Origin of the sequence: Sedimentitalea sediminis (genome assembly GCF_042687825.1) — a bacterium.
Taxonomy (GTDB): domain Bacteria; phylum Pseudomonadota; class Alphaproteobacteria; order Rhodobacterales; family Rhodobacteraceae; genus Sedimentitalea.
Window position 1 is genome coordinate 1 of the sequence record NZ_JBHUQE010000029.1, and the last position, 13,907, is coordinate 13,907.

Annotated in this window: 14 protein-coding genes and 1 tRNA gene; 10 read left to right on the plus strand and 5 right to left on the minus strand. The window is 62.8% G+C overall.

Translation table 11 applies throughout. The annotated features are described in order from the left end of the window. Positions 1-152 precede the first annotated feature (152 nt). Genes ACFMPD_RS16085 through ACFMPD_RS16095 form a run of 3 tightly spaced genes read right to left on the minus strand, consistent with a single transcriptional unit; the run spans position 153 to position 3,164 of the window. Positions 153-1,160, minus strand: a complete 1,008-nt coding sequence (locus ACFMPD_RS16085) for an ABC transporter substrate-binding protein (RefSeq protein ID WP_380996611.1) — start codon at positions 1,158-1,160, stop codon at positions 153-155. Continuing rightward, a complete protein-coding gene (locus ACFMPD_RS16090; protein ID WP_380996614.1) occupies positions 1,139-2,509 on the minus strand; it encodes a sensor histidine kinase in 1,371 nt (456 codons plus the stop codon). The genes ACFMPD_RS16085 and ACFMPD_RS16090 overlap by 22 nt, the downstream gene beginning before the upstream one ends. Then, positions 2,499-3,164 carry a response regulator transcription factor gene (locus ACFMPD_RS16095; protein WP_380996617.1) on the minus strand — a complete coding sequence of 222 codons (666 nt, stop codon included), beginning with the start codon at positions 3,162-3,164 and terminating at the stop codon, positions 2,499-2,501. The genes ACFMPD_RS16090 and ACFMPD_RS16095 overlap by 11 nt, the downstream gene beginning before the upstream one ends. A 105-nt stretch (positions 3,165-3,269) precedes the next feature. On the opposite strand from ACFMPD_RS16095, the gene ACFMPD_RS16100 reads away from it, so the two are divergent. The 4 genes from ACFMPD_RS16100 to ACFMPD_RS16115 all read left to right on the plus strand — a co-directional run bounded on the left by ACFMPD_RS16100 (position 3,270) and on the right by ACFMPD_RS16115 (position 7,461). Further along, positions 3,270-4,256 (plus strand): Bug family tripartite tricarboxylate transporter substrate binding protein, encoded by a 987-nt coding sequence (locus ACFMPD_RS16100; protein WP_380996619.1) that lies wholly within the window; start codon positions 3,270-3,272, stop codon positions 4,254-4,256. A gap of 428 nt (positions 4,257-4,684) precedes the next feature. Next, positions 4,685-5,167 (plus strand): tripartite tricarboxylate transporter TctB family protein, encoded by a 483-nt coding sequence (locus tag ACFMPD_RS16105; protein ID WP_380996621.1) that lies wholly within the window; start codon positions 4,685-4,687, stop codon positions 5,165-5,167. Between the two features lie 11 nt (positions 5,168-5,178). Next, positions 5,179-6,690: a tripartite tricarboxylate transporter permease gene (locus tag ACFMPD_RS16110; RefSeq protein ID WP_380996622.1), complete on the plus strand. Its 1,512-nt coding sequence runs from the start codon at positions 5,179-5,181 to the stop codon at positions 6,688-6,690. 111 nt (positions 6,691-6,801) lie between these two features. After that, positions 6,802-7,461, plus strand: coding sequence for a CatB-related O-acetyltransferase (locus ACFMPD_RS16115; RefSeq protein WP_380996623.1), 660 nt, complete (start codon positions 6,802-6,804; stop codon positions 7,459-7,461). A gap of 18 nt (positions 7,462-7,479) precedes the next feature. Here the strand turns inward: ACFMPD_RS16115 and ACFMPD_RS16120 are convergent, their stop codons facing one another. Continuing rightward, on the minus strand, positions 7,480-8,169 hold the full coding sequence (locus ACFMPD_RS16120) for a lysophospholipid acyltransferase family protein (RefSeq protein ID WP_380996625.1): 690 nt from the start codon (positions 8,167-8,169) through the stop codon (positions 7,480-7,482). A 196-nt stretch (positions 8,170-8,365) separates the two neighbouring features. Between ACFMPD_RS16120 and ACFMPD_RS16125 the strand changes: the two genes are divergently transcribed. The 6 genes from ACFMPD_RS16125 (at position 8,366) to rplA (ending at position 12,128) form a co-directional block, all read left to right on the plus strand. Next, positions 8,366-8,441: transfer RNA gene (locus ACFMPD_RS16125), tRNA-Trp, on the plus strand. Between the two features lie 106 nt (positions 8,442-8,547). Next, positions 8,548-8,745 carry a preprotein translocase subunit SecE gene (gene secE, locus ACFMPD_RS16130; RefSeq protein ID WP_380996627.1) on the plus strand — a complete coding sequence of 66 codons (198 nt, stop codon included), beginning with the start codon at positions 8,548-8,550 and terminating at the stop codon, positions 8,743-8,745. Between the two features lie 216 nt (positions 8,746-8,961). Then, positions 8,962-9,495, plus strand: a complete 534-nt coding sequence (gene nusG / locus ACFMPD_RS16135) for a transcription termination/antitermination protein NusG (RefSeq protein WP_380996629.1) — start codon at positions 8,962-8,964, stop codon at positions 9,493-9,495. 340 nt (positions 9,496-9,835) lie between these two features. Further along, the gene (locus tag ACFMPD_RS16140) at positions 9,836-10,558 is read left to right on the plus strand and encodes a GGDEF domain-containing protein (RefSeq protein WP_380996632.1); all 723 of its coding nucleotides are present in this window, start codon (positions 9,836-9,838) and stop codon (positions 10,556-10,558) included. 441 nt (positions 10,559-10,999) lie between these two features. Further along, positions 11,000-11,425, plus strand: a complete 426-nt coding sequence (gene rplK, locus ACFMPD_RS16145; protein WP_380996634.1) for a 50S ribosomal protein L11 — start codon at positions 11,000-11,002, stop codon at positions 11,423-11,425. Position 11,426: 1 nt separating this feature from the next. Beyond that, entirely contained in the window at positions 11,427-12,128 is a 702-nt protein-coding gene (rplA, locus tag ACFMPD_RS16150; protein WP_380996636.1) for a 50S ribosomal protein L1, read from the plus strand. Positions 12,129-12,186: 58 nt separating this feature from the next. Here the strand turns inward: rplA and ACFMPD_RS16155 are convergent, their stop codons facing one another. After that, the gene (locus ACFMPD_RS16155) at positions 12,187-13,683 is read right to left on the minus strand and encodes an SGNH/GDSL hydrolase family protein (RefSeq protein WP_380996638.1); all 1,497 of its coding nucleotides are present in this window, start codon (positions 13,681-13,683) and stop codon (positions 12,187-12,189) included. Positions 13,684-13,907 lie beyond the last annotated feature (224 nt).

Consider the following 13,907-nt stretch of genomic DNA (forward strand, 5'->3'; position numbering starts at 1 on the left):
GTCGTGAGCAAAATCATCGAGTAGTCGGCAACCGCGCACCGGTCACGGTGCCTGCTGGAAATCACGAGGGCCGCGCGGTTGCGCGGCCCTCTGTGTTCTTGCTTGTGCCCCTGTCGCGGCAGGTCTTGGATCGGCCCCGCCCATGCGTGGCGCTACTGGATGATCGCGCTTTCCCATTCCATGATGAAGGTCTGCCGCTTGAGGCGGTCCAGATAGGTCATCAATCCGGGCTCCAGGGTGATTGTCGCAAATTGTGACTTGTTCGCAGCGGTCGTCAGGGCCGGCAGCGGCCCGCCCGACGCACCGGCGGTCTGCCAGCGCGAGGACGTCAGGTGGCGTAGAAACGCCTTGGCGGGTTCCGGGTTCGGCGCGGCCTTGGCAACAAAGGCCGTGCGCATCATTGTGGTGGGAAAATCCGACGGCAGGATCACCGCGATATCGTCGGCCGCATCCGCCCGCGCTGACGCGTAACTGGCCAACACGTTGTAGGCGACCGCAATGTCGCCGCGCACCAGGTCCCGGATCATGTCGCCCGAGCAGCAATAGAGGCGGCTGCCGAGACCGCCCATCACTTCGGTCAGGCGCCAATAGGTTTCCGAAGCCCGTGCATCCTGCGTGGCAAACAGGTACCCCAACCCGGATTCGCGCACGTCATAGGTGCCCAGACGACCGCGAAACAGCTCCGGATTGGCCCGCAGAACCTCGATCAATTGCTGTCGCGACCGCGGGATCGGCAGGGTCTGAAACGCCGCCTTGTTGATGACGATCGCCGCCGGTTCCCGGGTAAAGCCGAACAGGCTGTGCCGCCACTGCGCCCAGTCGGGATGTACGATATCGGGAACCTGCTGCGCAAATCCGTCATTGACCAGTTTCAGCTGCAGGTCCATCGCGCTGGAGATCACCAGATCGAACCGGTCCGGCGCGGCGCGAAAGACCGTGTCCGTCGCTGTCGACCCGGTCACCAGATATTCGATGCTGACCCCGGGGTTGCCGGCAAGAAAGCTGTCGATGATCGGCGCGAACACGGCAATATCGGTGCTGGAAATCACCCGCAGGGTCGGCCCATCTCCGGACCCGGCGAAGACCTGCCGTTCCTCCCATTCCGTCGCGCCGGCCATCGCCGCCCAACACCAGGCGATCAAAAGGACAAGGTTACGCATGCGCCCCCCTTCGGGTTGTGGCCAAGGATCAGCCGGCCGCCATGTGCCGCCGCCACGTCGCGGGCGATGGTCAGGCCCAGTCCCGAGCCGATGGTGCCGCTTGCGTTGCGGCCACGGGCAAATCTTTCCGACAGCGCGTCGATCTCGTCCGGCGCAAAGCCGGGTCCCTGATCCGAGACGTCCAGCGCCGGGGCAGGATCAGACCGTACTACCAACGTGATCGCGCTTTCTCCGGGTGAGTATTTCAGGGCATTATCTACAAGATTGCGCACTGCGTTCTGCAAAAGAATCGGATCACCGGTCATCGGGACCGTGGCATCGCCGCCCAGCCGCAACGCGATGTCCTTCATTTCCGCGATCGGGGTCAGCCGGTCGACGACCTCTTGCACCAGCGCGACCAGATCCAGCGGACGACGTTGCAGTTGCTCGGCCCGGAACGTGATCATGGCATGATCCAGCAACTGGCCCGCCGCCCGCGAGCTTTCGTCAATGGCCCGGATCATCGCCTTGAGCGCCTGCCGGTTTTCTTGTTTCTCAACCCGTTGCAGGGTGGTTTCCGCGTGCGAGCGTACCGTCGCAAGCGGTGTGCGGACCCGGTGCGCCGCTTCGGCGATGAAATCCTCGGAGCGGTTGAGCGATTGCCCGAGACGGTTCATCAGGTGGTTCAGCGCGGATACCAGCGGTGCCATTTCGGCCGGAACCGGCTTGGCGATCGGGCGCATGTCCTGCGGCCCGCGCTGGGCCACCGAGTCGGCCAGACGCCGCAGGGGGCCGATGGTCGCCGCTGTGGCCCAGAATGACAGCAAAGCGGCCAGGACGAAAAAGCAAGCTCCGAAAATCAGTGCATTGCGTGAAATCTGTCTGAGTATACCCGAGAGGTCATCCTGCGTTTGGGCCACCGAGACCGTTATCCGGGTTCGCAGGGTCGCGCCGACCAGATCGCGCGAGGCGGTGACCTGCCGCACGGTCTCGTCTCGGAAATCGACGGTGCGGAAGCGGCTGCCCGTCACCGTAGGCTGGTCCGGCAGGGGCAGATCCGAATAACCGGACAACACCGTGCCATCCTGGCTGATGACGTAGAAAATCCGGTCGTCGGACTGGGTGCCGAGCATGGAAAACGAAGCATAGGGAAAGTCCAGTTCGATGTTTCCTTCCCGGATGATTGCAGCGTCCAGAATCGAAGTCGCGGATGCGTTGAGGATATTGTCCTGGCTTTGTTGAGCAATCTGGGCCGCAAATCCGCGGACGACAAAGAACAGCACAACAGTCAGGATCGCGGCGCCACCAATCAGCGAGATGGTCAACCGGCCGCGCAGAGACCCCGATGTTAGAACCGGCTCAGACATCATCCAGGCGGTATCCCAGGCCGCGATGGGTGCTGATCTTCAGTCCTGAGTTTTCAAGATGTTTGCGCAGGCGCGCGACATAGACCTCGACCGCGTTTTCGGACACGTCGTCATCATAAGAGTACAGTCGGTCGACCAGTTTCTGCTTCGAGAATATGCGGCCAGGCGCATTGAACAGCAGTTCCAAAAGCCGCAACTCGCGATTGCGCAGATTGATCGCCTTTCCGGCGACGGTCAGATGCCCTGCGACCGGGTCCAGGATCGCGTCGCCGCGGCGGATGACGGTCTGGGCCGCGCCAGATCTGCGGCGCAACACGGCGCGGCAACGCGCCTGCAGTTCGGCATGATCGAACGGCTTGGTGACATAGTCATCGGCGCCGAGATCAAGCAGGCCGATTCTGTCAGAAACCTGCGAACGCGCGGTCAGCACGATGACCGGTGTATCGCCGCGGCCGGCGCGATGGCGGGTCAGAAAGTCGCGACCGTCGCCATCAGGCAGCATGATGTCCAACAGGATCAAATCATAGTCACCGGTTTCCGAGAAAGCGATCGCATCGGATAAATTCGGCGCATGATCAATGACATGACCATCCAACTGCATGCGCGTCAGGATCGCCTCGGCCAGAGCCAGATTGTCTTCGATCAGCAGGAATTTCATCGGGTGTCCCCGGATTCTTCGGCCATGACAGGTTTGTGTCAGGTTTCCATGGTCAGGTTCTGCAACTGTGCCGGCTTGCGGTCGGTTGTCAAATGGGAGGGAAACATGACGACATTCAAACTGGGCCGTCGCGCGCTGCTGGCCGGCGCCGTAGCGACGCTGGGTTTTGCAGCCCCCGCCGTGGCGGATGGTCACAAGGTTCTGGACAGCATTCACTTTCTGATCCCCGGCGGGGCCGGCGGCGGCTGGGACGGAACCGCGCGTGGCACCGGCGAGGCGCTGACCGGCGCGGGCCTGGTGGGGACCGCGTCTTATGAGAACATGTCCGGAGGCGGCGGCGGCAAGGCGATCGGCTATCTGATCGAAAATGCCGATTCGAACCATGGCACCTTGATGGTCAACTCGACCCCCATCATCATCCGCTCGCTGACCGGCGTGTTCCCGCAGAACTTTCGCGATCTGACGCTGGTGGCCGGCACCATCGGCGACTATGCGGCGCTGGTTGTGAATGCCGACAGCGACATCGACGACATGGCAGGCCTGCTGGCGCGGTTCGACGCGGATCCGAATGCCACCGCGATCGGTGGTGGCTCGGTGCCTGGCGGCATGGACCACTTGGTTGCCGCGATGGCGATGGAAGCGGCGGGGAAGGACCCGCTGATGGTCAAGTACATCCCCTATGATGCAGGCGGCAAGGCCATGGCGGCGCTGCTGTCAGGTGAGATCGCCGCTTTGTCGACCGGCTTCTCGGAAGCGGTGGCGCTGGCCGAGGCGGGCGAAGTCAAGATCATCGGCGTCACCTCGGACGAGCGCGTGCCGGCCTATGAGGCCGCGCCGACCCTGAAGGAACAGGGTATCGACACGACCTTTGTCAACTGGCGCGGTTTCTTCGGTGCGCCCGGCCTGCCCGAAGAAAAGCTGGCTCTGTACCAGAACGCCATCGCCAAGATGTATGAAACCGAAGAGTGGGAAACCGTGCGGACCCGCAACGGCTGGGTCAACATCCACAACTCGGGCGATGACTTCAAAGTCTTTCTGGAAAACCAGGAGAAGGTCATCGGTGACCTGATGAAGAAACTGGGATTTCTCTGAAGATGCCCGCGGGCGGGTGCGAGGGGCCAGCCCCTCGCGCTCCCCGAGGTATTTGCAGCAAGAGGAAGGGAGAACAGAAAGTTCCCCCTTCTGGAAGGTACACACCTTCCCCTTGCACGGTCATCGGCTCCTCAGCCTGTACCGTGACCTTGGGATAGCTTGAAACCGGTTAAAATTGTCTTTCCTCTTGCCGNAGGTATTTGCAGCAAGAGGAAGGGAGAACAGAAAGTTCCCCCTTCTGGAAGGTACACACCTTCCCCTTGCACGGTCATCGGCTCCTCAGCCTGTACCGTGACCTTGGGATAGCTTGAAACCGGTTAAAATTGTCTTTCCTCTTGCCGGAAATACCTCGGGGGGCCGCCGAAGGCGGCGGGGCAGAGCCCCTTCCGGGGTCCGGCAAATGGAAAGAACCGCAAAGGAGACCTGACATGGCCCTGGATCGCTGGATTGCCTTCGTCATCCTCTGCGTGGCACTGGCCTATGCCTATGCCGCCTATTTCACCATGGACCAGGGGTTGCCGCCGTTCATGCAGCGCAACCCGATCTGGCCCAGCACCTTTCCCAAGATTCTGTCGGTCCTGGCTATCCTGACCACGTTGGTGATCCTGTTCGGGCTGGAGAAAACCCCCGAAAAGGACCAGGCGCCGGACATCGACTATCGCCGTCTCGGCGATTACCACCTCTGGCAGGCGCTCGCGCTGCTGGCACTGATGGTGGCCTACGCGCTGTTGCTGCGACCCGCCGGTTTTCTGCTGGCCACTACGGGCTTTCTCACCTTCGGCGCGGTGATCCTGGGTGAGCGCAAATTCCACATCCTGCTGCCCGTCGCCATCGGGGCCACCGGCATCGTGTGGTATCTTGTCGAGCAGGTCCTGGGCATCTTCCTGCGCCCGCTGCCCTTCTTTCTCTGAGGAGTTGAGACATGCTTGAAGGACTTCTTATCGGCCTGCAGACGGCGCTGTCGTTGCAGAACCTATTGATGGTGATCGCGGGTTGCCTGATCGGAACATTCATCGGCATGTTGCCCGGCCTGGGGCCGATGTCGATCATCGCCATCATGATCCCCGTCGCCATCTCGATGGGCGATCCGTCGGCGGCGCTGATCCTATTGGCCGGGGTCTATTATGGCGCCATTTTCGGCGGCTCGACCTCGTCGATCCTTTTGAACGCGCCCGGCGTGGCGGGAACGGTCGCCAGCAGTTTCGACGGCTATCCTATGGCGCGCAAGGGGCAGGCGGGCAAGGCGCTGACCATCGCTGCCATCGCCAGTTTTGCCGGCGGCACGATTGGGGCGATCCTGCTTATGGTTTTTGCCCCGGCGCTGTCCTCGGTAGCACTTTTGTTCCATTCGGCGGAGTATTTCGCACTGATGGTGGTGGGCCTTTCGGCCATCGCGGCCTTTGCCGGCACCGGTCAGGTGGCCAAGGCGCTCCTGATGACGCTTTTGGGCCTGATCATGGCGACCGTGGGCGAAGGCGCGCTCTTCAACCTGCCGCGCTTCACCATGGGGATCATGGATTTGCAATCGGGCTTTGGTTTCATCACGCTGGCCATGGCGATGTTTGCCCTGCCCGAGGCGCTGTTTCTTGTACTCAAGAAGCGCGAGATGAGCGAGGACGGCGGCAAGATCGAGAACCTGCGCATCACCCGGCAAGAGGGCAGGGCCATCGCGCCGGTGATCGGGCGGCAATCGCTGCAAGGCTTCTTCATCGGGGTGCTGCCCGGGGCCGGCGCCACCATCGCCTCGTTCCTCGGCTATGCGGTCGAACGCAACATTGCCTCCAAGGAAGAGCAGGAGGAATTCGGCAAGGGGGCGATCAAGGGCCTGGCCGCGCCGGAATCGGCCAATAACGCGGCCTGCACCGGTTCTTTCGTGCCGCTGTTGACGCTGGGCATTCCCGGTTCCGGTACCACTGCGATCCTGCTGGGCGCGCTGATCGCGCTGAACGTGACGCCGGGACCGCGCCTGATGATCGACGAGCCGCAGGTTTTCTGGGCAGTGATCATGTCGATGTTCATCGGCAATCTGGTGCTTTTGGTCCTGAACCTGCCGCTGATCCCCTATATCGCCAAGGTTCTGACGATCCCGCGCAACTACCTGATCCCGTTCATTCTGTTTTTTACCCTCATGGGGGCCTATATCGGTCAGAACAACGCCACAGAACTGCTGATCCTTGTGGGGTTCGGCATCTGCGCCACGGCGCTGAAATTCGCCGACTACCCGCTGGCGCCCCTGCTGATCGGGTTTATCCTGGGCGGTATGATGGAGAACAACTTTGCCCGGTCCATGCAGCTCTATGACGGTATCGGCTTCATCATCGACCGCCCGATGACTCTGGGGTTGCTGGTGATCGCCGCTCTGCTGGTGGTTTTGCCGAGCTATCGCGCCCGTCGCGCCCGCGCCCGTGCCGCCGGGATCGCCGAAGGCGACTGAAACACCAAGGCAGGGGCGTGGCGAAGAATGCCAGGGAGGGCACCGGGCGCGGATATGCTGGACAATGGCGTGATCCGCGCCCAACCTCCGGGAACAGATAACGAGGCCCCGATGACCGCACCGACCGCCCTGCCACCCGCCGACACCGAATACCCGGTGCGCCTGCCCGATGGATCGCGCCATGCCGGTACGGTCTATCTGCGCGCCGTGCTGGACCATCCCCGCATAGCGGTGGGTGCGCACAGCTATGCCAGCAGTTTCGATCCGCCGGAGGACTGGGCGGCGCGGCTGGCGCCCTATCTTTTTCCGGACAGCCGCGAAAGGTTGGTCATTGGCCGTTTCTGCCAGATCGCGCACGGGGCGACCTTTGTCACCGCGTCGGCCAATCATCCGATGGACGGGTTCTCGACCTATCCGTTCTCGATCTTCGATCCCGCCACGATGGGGGACTACGCGGATCTGGCGTTGCTGCATGGCGATACGGTGATCGGCAACGATGTCTGGATCGGCTATGGCGCGCTGATCCTGCCCGGCGTCACCATCGGCGATGGCGCGATCGTCGGGGCCGGCGCGGTGGTGGCCGCGGATGTGGCCCCGTATGGCGTGGTCGCTGGCAATCCGGCGCGCCGGGTCCGGGACCGGTTTGCACCCGAGGTCGTCGCGCGCCTGTTGGAATTGCGTTGGTGGGACTGGCCCGCCGAGCATATCGCCCGGCATCGCGCCGTGATCGAGGCCGCGGATATCGACCGGTTGTCCGCGGCTGCCCCCTGAGCGGCGCAGGTCGAACGGTCAGCCCGGCAGGCGCCCGACAGCCCGGTCGCTGGCATCGGTGATCTCGTCCAGCGCGGCCTGCAGCTTGATGCGCAATGCCTCGATTTCCGTGTCATCCGCCTTGCGCGGCACGACCTCGGTCCATTCCCGGCACATCAGAACACCGCGGGTAAATGGCGCGGGCAGCGTCATCCGGTCCCAGGTGGGAAAGGTGATCTGGCGGCGGGCCGCATAGCTGACGACAAAGATGCGCTTGCCTGTGACCCGCGCCCAGATCAGTGGCACGGTCGAGGCCACCCGTGACGGGCCGCGCGGCCCGTCCGTGGCGATGCCGATGGAATTGCCTTCGCGGACCTTGCCCAGCACCAGGCGCGACAGCGCGACATGGCGCATGTGGCTGGACATGGCGATGGTGTCGAACCCGAACCGTGCCTGAACCTGCCCGGCCATGCGCCCGGCGCGCGCGGCCGATGTCAGAGAGCAGATTTTGCCGAGGCGCGTGTCGAACATGTAGGGCGCCATCATCAACCGCTGATGCCAAAGGGCGACGATGACAGGTTCACCGCCCGACAGGGACGCCTGCATTTCGTCAAACCCGGTACGGTCCCATTTCGAGGTGCGATAGGCAAAACGGATATAGGCGGCAAACATCCCTTCGACGGCGTTGTTGAACCACGCGCTGTCAGCAATTCGTTTCCGCAGACTCACCCCGGATTTCCCTCTCGTTTGGCCCGTCTTACGTAACCCGGCGCGTGTGCGAAATGCCCTGCGTCATTTTTCCGGCCTTTTCTGTCGGGGGGCTGTCGACCTGCGACAGATGCCGGCGCCGCCATTGCCGGCCGCAACCGGACAGCAAATTCCTCTTGCCCCCCCGCCTGCGCTGGCTTAGGAAAAGCGCGGTCCTAGGGGTTTAGCTCAGTTGGTAGAGCATCGGTCTCCAAAACCGAGGGTCGTGGGTTCGAGTCCCTCAGCCCCTGCCAGGATCACCCTCCGCGAGATCGACGCCCGGGACGCCCGCGCGCGGTCTTGAATTCGGCGGGCTGCCCGGCTATGTCGCCCCTATCCGCAAGCAGAAAGAGCGTGCCCATGGCCACCACCAACCCGATCCAGTTCATCCAGCAGGTCCGCGGCGAGATCTCAAAGGTCGTCTGGCCGACCCGGCGCGAGGTGCTTCTGACCACGGTCATGGTCTTTATCATGGCGGCGTTGACAGGCGCGTTCTTTGCGCTGGTCGATATCCTGATCCGTACCGGATTGCAGGGCGTGCTGGGCCTGTTCGGCTGATCCCGGACCGGTCTCGGGGCCCGGCGGCAAAATCGGGCAATCCCCTTGAACAATTGGCATTTGGCGGTTAGGTGACGCGCATCCATGGACAAGGCGCGCGGCGATTCGAATTGCCCGGCGCGTTTGCCTCCGGGACGTGACGGGGCAACCGTTTGAAACTCTGATAGACTTCGACTGTGCAGAATGCAGTCGCGCAAGACAAGGGCGGCAAGGTTAATGGCAAAACGGTGGTACTCGGTCAGTGTTCTCTCGAACTTCGAGAAAAAGATCGCAGAACAGATCCGTACCTCGGTCGCCGAGCACGGCCTTGATGACGAGATCGACGAGGTGCTGGTGCCCACCGAAGAGGTGATCGAAGTGCGCCGCGGCAAGAAGGTGACCGCGGAACGCCGGTTCATGCCGGGCTATGTTCTGGTGCACATGGAGATGTCGGACCAGGGCTATCACCTGATCAACTCGATCAACCGGGTCACCGGTTTTCTCGGCCCGCAGGGCCGTCCGATGCCGATGCGCGATGCCGAACTGAACGCCATTCTGAACCGGGTCCAGGAAGGCGAGGAAGCCCCGCGCACCCTGATCCACTATGAGATCGGCGAAAAGGTCAAGGTCAATGACGGCCCGTTCGAGGATTTCGACGGCATGATCGAAGAGGTCGACGAGGACAACCAGCGCCTGAAGGTGTCGGTGTCGATCTTTGGCCGGGAAACCCCGGTGGAACTGGAATTCACCCAGGTCACAAAACAGGGCTGACCTGTTGCGAGGTCCTCCGCACTGGACACGGCCCTGATCTTTGAAACCGATTGAATGGGCTTACCCTGACGCGCTCCGTCTGCATGTTCTGCGATGCATGGCGGTATGGCGCGGATTTCGCCGTGCAAGCCGGACGCCTGCCCGCGCCCCGAAAAGTTACTGAAAAACAACGCTGAATTTTGTGCTTTTGCGCAAGATTTTTGCCGATGTCGTGGGTATGCTCGCCAATCTGGGCAATATATTCGCAACCAATGGGGGCTATTCAGAACCGGAAAACGACTCCTTAAACGCGTGAATGGCGATTTTTGTTGACGATACTCCGCTCTGCAGGAACCCCGGGATGACCATCCGGAATGACACGGAAAAATGGGTGTTCGTCCTGTTCGTGTCGCTCGTGTCCGTCGCTGGGTCGCTGCTGATAACCCGGTTGATGAGCCCCGGTGGTCTGGACATTCGGTCCATCGTCCCGGCCGTCGCGGTGCCAATGATCGTTGCGCCCATGGTGTCGCTCTGGGTGGCCCGGATGATGCTGCGTATTCACCAATTGAACCGGCAACTGGAGTTTCTGCTGCGGCATGACCAGATGACCGGCCTGTTGTCCCGGGCGGCCTTTATCGAGCAGCTCGAAAATCAGGACATGTCGGGTCCCGGAACGGTCATGATGATCGACATCGACAGGTTCAAGGCGATCAACGACACGTTCGGGCATCAGACCGGTGATCGTGTCATTCGAACGGTCTCGCAGATCCTGCAGGAAAAATCGCAACCCGACGGCGCCGCGGCCCGTTTTGGCGGCGAAGAATTCGTCACCTATTTTCCGGGCGCGTGTGTTCAGCATGCCGAATTGCGGGCCGAGGCCATTCGAGCGGCGGTTGAAAGTCAAACGATACAGGTGGATGGCAGGGAACTGAGTTGCACCTTGTCGATCGGCGTGGATACGTTCGATGGAACGCGGCCGCTGGACCAGGTTCTGCGGGCAGCCGACGAAGCCCTGTATGAGGCCAAGAATACCGGGCGAAACCGGGTTGTCCGACATGACGAACGGGCGACGGAAACGGGTTGATAAGGTCGGACCGCGGCCGGAACCCGCTAGCGCGAAAAGGTTTTCAGTGGCATCCGACCTGGAACCGGGCGGCTCTGTTCGCCATCAGAGACCATGTCGGGGCAGCAAGTTTCTTGGAAACGGGGCCGGGTTCTGACTGCTGCTGCTGCTGCTGCGGGTCGGAACCGGTAACAGTTGCCGCCGACGCCGGCAGGCCTGTCGCGGATCGGGATCATCGGCCGCATCAGCCCCGGGCAGAGCCGTGGGCCGCAAAACCGTCATTGCCGTTTGCGGCAGCGCCCCGGGGCCTCTTGCAAAACCGCCCTGTGATCTGTAACCGGGGCCGGTCGCTGTCGCAGCGACTCGGAACGTGGGAGGCGGCGCGCACGCGAGCGGGCACCGGACCACGGGCAAACCTGCCACGGGAACGCGTTCCTGTGGTGCTGAAAAAGGAGAAGGCCAATGGCCAAGAAACTCGTCGGCTCGATGAAGCTGCAAGTGCCTGCCGGGCAGGCAAACCCGAGCCCGCCGGTGGGTCCGGCGCTGGGTCAGCGCGGCATCAACATCATGGAATTCTGCAAGGCGTTCAACGCCAAGACCGCAGACATGGAGCCGGGCGCGCCGTGCCCGACCGTGATCACCTATTATCAGGACAAGTCCTTTACCATGGACATCAAGACGCCGCCGGCGTCCTACTACCTGAAAAAGGCGGCCAAGCTGAAATCCGGCGCCAAGACGCCGTCGCGCGAGACCGTCGGCACGGTGACCGTGGCGCAGGTCAAGGAAATCGCCGAAGCCAAGATGAAAGATCTGAACGCCAACGACATCGAAGGCGCCATGCAGATCATCCTGGGCTCGGCCCGCTCCATGGGCATTGAGGTGAAATAAGATGGCAAAGCTTGGAAAACGTACCCGTGCCGCCCGCGAAGCCTTTGCCGGCAAGGACAACCTGTCGGTCGAGGAGGCCGTTGCCCTGGTCAAGGGCAATGCCAACGCGAAATTTGACGAAACCATCGAACTGGCGGTGAACCTGGGCGTCGACCCGCGCCACGCCGATCAGATGGTGCGCGGCGTTGTCGGCCTGCCCAACGGCACCGGCAAGACCGTCCGCGTCGCCGTGTTCGCCCGTGGCCCCAAGGCCGAGGAAGCCCAGGCCGCCGGTGCCGACATTGTGGGCGCCGAGGACCTGATGGAAACCGTGCAGAGCGGCAAGATCGAATTCGATCGCTGCATCGCCACCCCGGACATGATGCCGATCGTCGGTCGTCTGGGCAAGGTTCTGGGCCCGCGCAACCTGATGCCGAACCCCAAGGTCGGCACCGTCACCATGGATGTCGCCGCCGCCGTGACCGCCGCCAAGGGTGGCGAAGTCCAGTTCAAGGTCGAAAAGGCCGGTGTCGTGCACGCCGGTGTCGGCAAGGCCTCGTTTGACGAAGCCAAGCTGGTCGAGAACGTCCGTGCCTTTGTCGGTGCGGTGGCAAAGGCCAAGCCGGCCGGCGCCAAGGGCACGTATATGAAAAAGATCGCGATCAGCTCGACCATGGGTCCGGGCGTCAGCATCGACGTCGCGGACGCCGCTCCGGCGCAATAAGCCGGATCGCGCGGCGGTATCAGGGGCGGGCCCGCGGGGCTCGCCCTTTTTCGTGCGATCAGATCAGGCCCCACAGATCGGCGGTGTCATACCAGTCAGAGGCAGCCAGTTCCGCCGCCAGTCCGGCGCGCCCGGTCACGATGGTGACGGTTTCGATGCTGTAGGCAGTGATTCCCAGCGCCGCCAGGTCGGATTTCAGCGGGCCGGGGCGGTCAAAACCGGCCGCGCCATCGGCGTCCAGCACCAGAATCAGCCGATCCCGCCCGGCAGCACCGGCAAACAGGTTCTGCCCGGCGTCCGCGCCGCCCAGAAAGACATCGTCAAAGAACACGAAGGTGTCGTCATCGCGATTGCCCCGCAACGTGTCGTCGCCGGGCCCGTCGATCAGGATGTCGTTCCCGCGCCCGCCGATCACCAGATCGTCGCCCGGCCCGCCGGCCAGCGTGTCGCGGCCCGGTCCGCCCTGCAGCCTGTCCTGGCCCTGGCCACCGCTGCCCAGATCCTCGCCATTGCCCAGGCGGACGATGTCGTCGCCACTGCCTGCAAACACCAGGTCGTCGCCACCCGAGGACCAGATCGTGTCGGCACCGCCATAGGCCAGAACCGTGTCATCCGCCGTGCCCAGTTGCCGGCTGTCCGCCCCGGCGCCCAGCGTCACGTGGCTGCCATCGCGGGCCAGCCAGCCGCCCAGCACCGCATGGGTTGCCGCCGATGGATGGATCGAATCCCAGAACCCGACCTGCGACGGGTCATAGGCCGCCAGTGCGGCCGGCGCGCCGCCGCGCAGAGTCAGGTCATGCGGTGCGAGGATGCCGAATTGCGAGGCATCGTCGACAAAGGCCTGGGTGATGCGGCCGAGGTCGAAAAAGGCGACGTCCCGGCCTAAACTGTCCAGCAGGTCGACGCCGCTTTTCAGCAGCCCGTTATGCTGGTCAATCAGGTCGTCCACGCGGGACACGATCGAAGCACTCTGGCTGGCAATAGACGGCAGAAAACCTGCCGACGGCAGCCCGCTGACGATCACCTGATCCACGCCCATGGACGTCAGGTCCCACGCCGCGTCCAGCGTGGCCTGAACGGAAGACAACAGCGCGCCCGCCAATTTGCCGATCTCGCCCAGGGGATCGCTCGGGTCGATATCGCCATAATCATTGCCGCCGATCAGTACAAAGGCGGTGACCTGGCCGACATTCCGGCCGGCGGTATCGGCGGCAAACCGGTCGATCTGGGCACCGAGATTGCGGTCAAACAGCAGTCGGGGGTCATCGATGTCCACCAGCAATTGGTCGGAGTAGCCGTTTTCCAGAACATAGTCGCGCAGCGTTTCGTGGCCCGCCGCATGGGCGCCACCGACGGCATAGTTCAGAGAAGGTGCCAGCCCCAGCAGCGGCGCCAGGTGTTCCGCAAAGACCGGCCCGTCGCTGGCCCGTCCGTTTTCGCCGAGCCGCGCAAAGCGCAATTCGTCCTGCACCAGACCCTCGGTGACGCGAAATATATTGCCAGGGTCCGAGATACTATCGCCGAAAAAGGCGAATTGCCGTGTGCCGCTCAACATCAACCGGCCCTCTGAAAAATCTCTCTGGCATTGATCTAAGGACAGGGCAGGGGCCTGTGGCAAGCCGCAAGACGGTTCCGTGCAAGGATAAAAATGCCGATGATCGGAAAACATTGCAAAAAAACCTACCAAAAACGTCGGAACCGGCGCGCAGGGGTTCACATTTCGCCGTAAACGTCCTAAGTCGCACTGTCTGGGCGTCCTCGTGATTCGAGGGCGCCCTG

What these genes read in the sequence shown, in the direction of transcription:
- ACFMPD_RS16100 (WP_380996619.1), top strand. Translation starts at nt 3,270, where the DNA reads ATGACGACATTCAAACTGGGCCGTCGCGCGCTGCTGGCCGGCGCCGTA.
- ACFMPD_RS16095 (WP_380996617.1), bottom strand. Translation starts at nt 3,164, where the DNA reads ATGAAATTCCTGCTGATCGAAGACAATCTGGCTCTGGCCGAGGCGATC.
- secE (WP_380996627.1), top strand. Translation starts at nt 8,548, where the DNA reads ATGGCCACCACCAACCCGATCCAGTTCATCCAGCAGGTCCGCGGCGAG.
- rplK (WP_380996634.1), top strand. Translation starts at nt 11,000, where the DNA reads ATGGCCAAGAAACTCGTCGGCTCGATGAAGCTGCAAGTGCCTGCCGGG.
- rplA (WP_380996636.1), top strand. Translation starts at nt 11,427, where the DNA reads ATGGCAAAGCTTGGAAAACGTACCCGTGCCGCCCGCGAAGCCTTTGCC.
- ACFMPD_RS16140 (WP_380996632.1), top strand. Translation starts at nt 9,836, where the DNA reads ATGACCATCCGGAATGACACGGAAAAATGGGTGTTCGTCCTGTTCGTG.
- ACFMPD_RS16090 (WP_380996614.1), bottom strand. Translation starts at nt 2,509, where the DNA reads ATGATGTCTGAGCCGGTTCTAACATCGGGGTCTCTGCGCGGCCGGTTG.
- ACFMPD_RS16085 (WP_380996611.1), bottom strand. Translation starts at nt 1,160, where the DNA reads ATGCGTAACCTTGTCCTTTTGATCGCCTGGTGTTGGGCGGCGATGGCC.
- ACFMPD_RS16110 (WP_380996622.1), top strand. Translation starts at nt 5,179, where the DNA reads ATGCTTGAAGGACTTCTTATCGGCCTGCAGACGGCGCTGTCGTTGCAG.
- ACFMPD_RS16155 (WP_380996638.1), bottom strand. Translation starts at nt 13,683, where the DNA reads ATGTTGAGCGGCACACGGCAATTCGCCTTTTTCGGCGATAGTATCTCG.
- ACFMPD_RS16115 (WP_380996623.1), top strand. Translation starts at nt 6,802, where the DNA reads ATGACCGCACCGACCGCCCTGCCACCCGCCGACACCGAATACCCGGTG.
- nusG (WP_380996629.1), top strand. Translation starts at nt 8,962, where the DNA reads ATGGCAAAACGGTGGTACTCGGTCAGTGTTCTCTCGAACTTCGAGAAA.
- ACFMPD_RS16105 (WP_380996621.1), top strand. Translation starts at nt 4,685, where the DNA reads ATGGCCCTGGATCGCTGGATTGCCTTCGTCATCCTCTGCGTGGCACTG.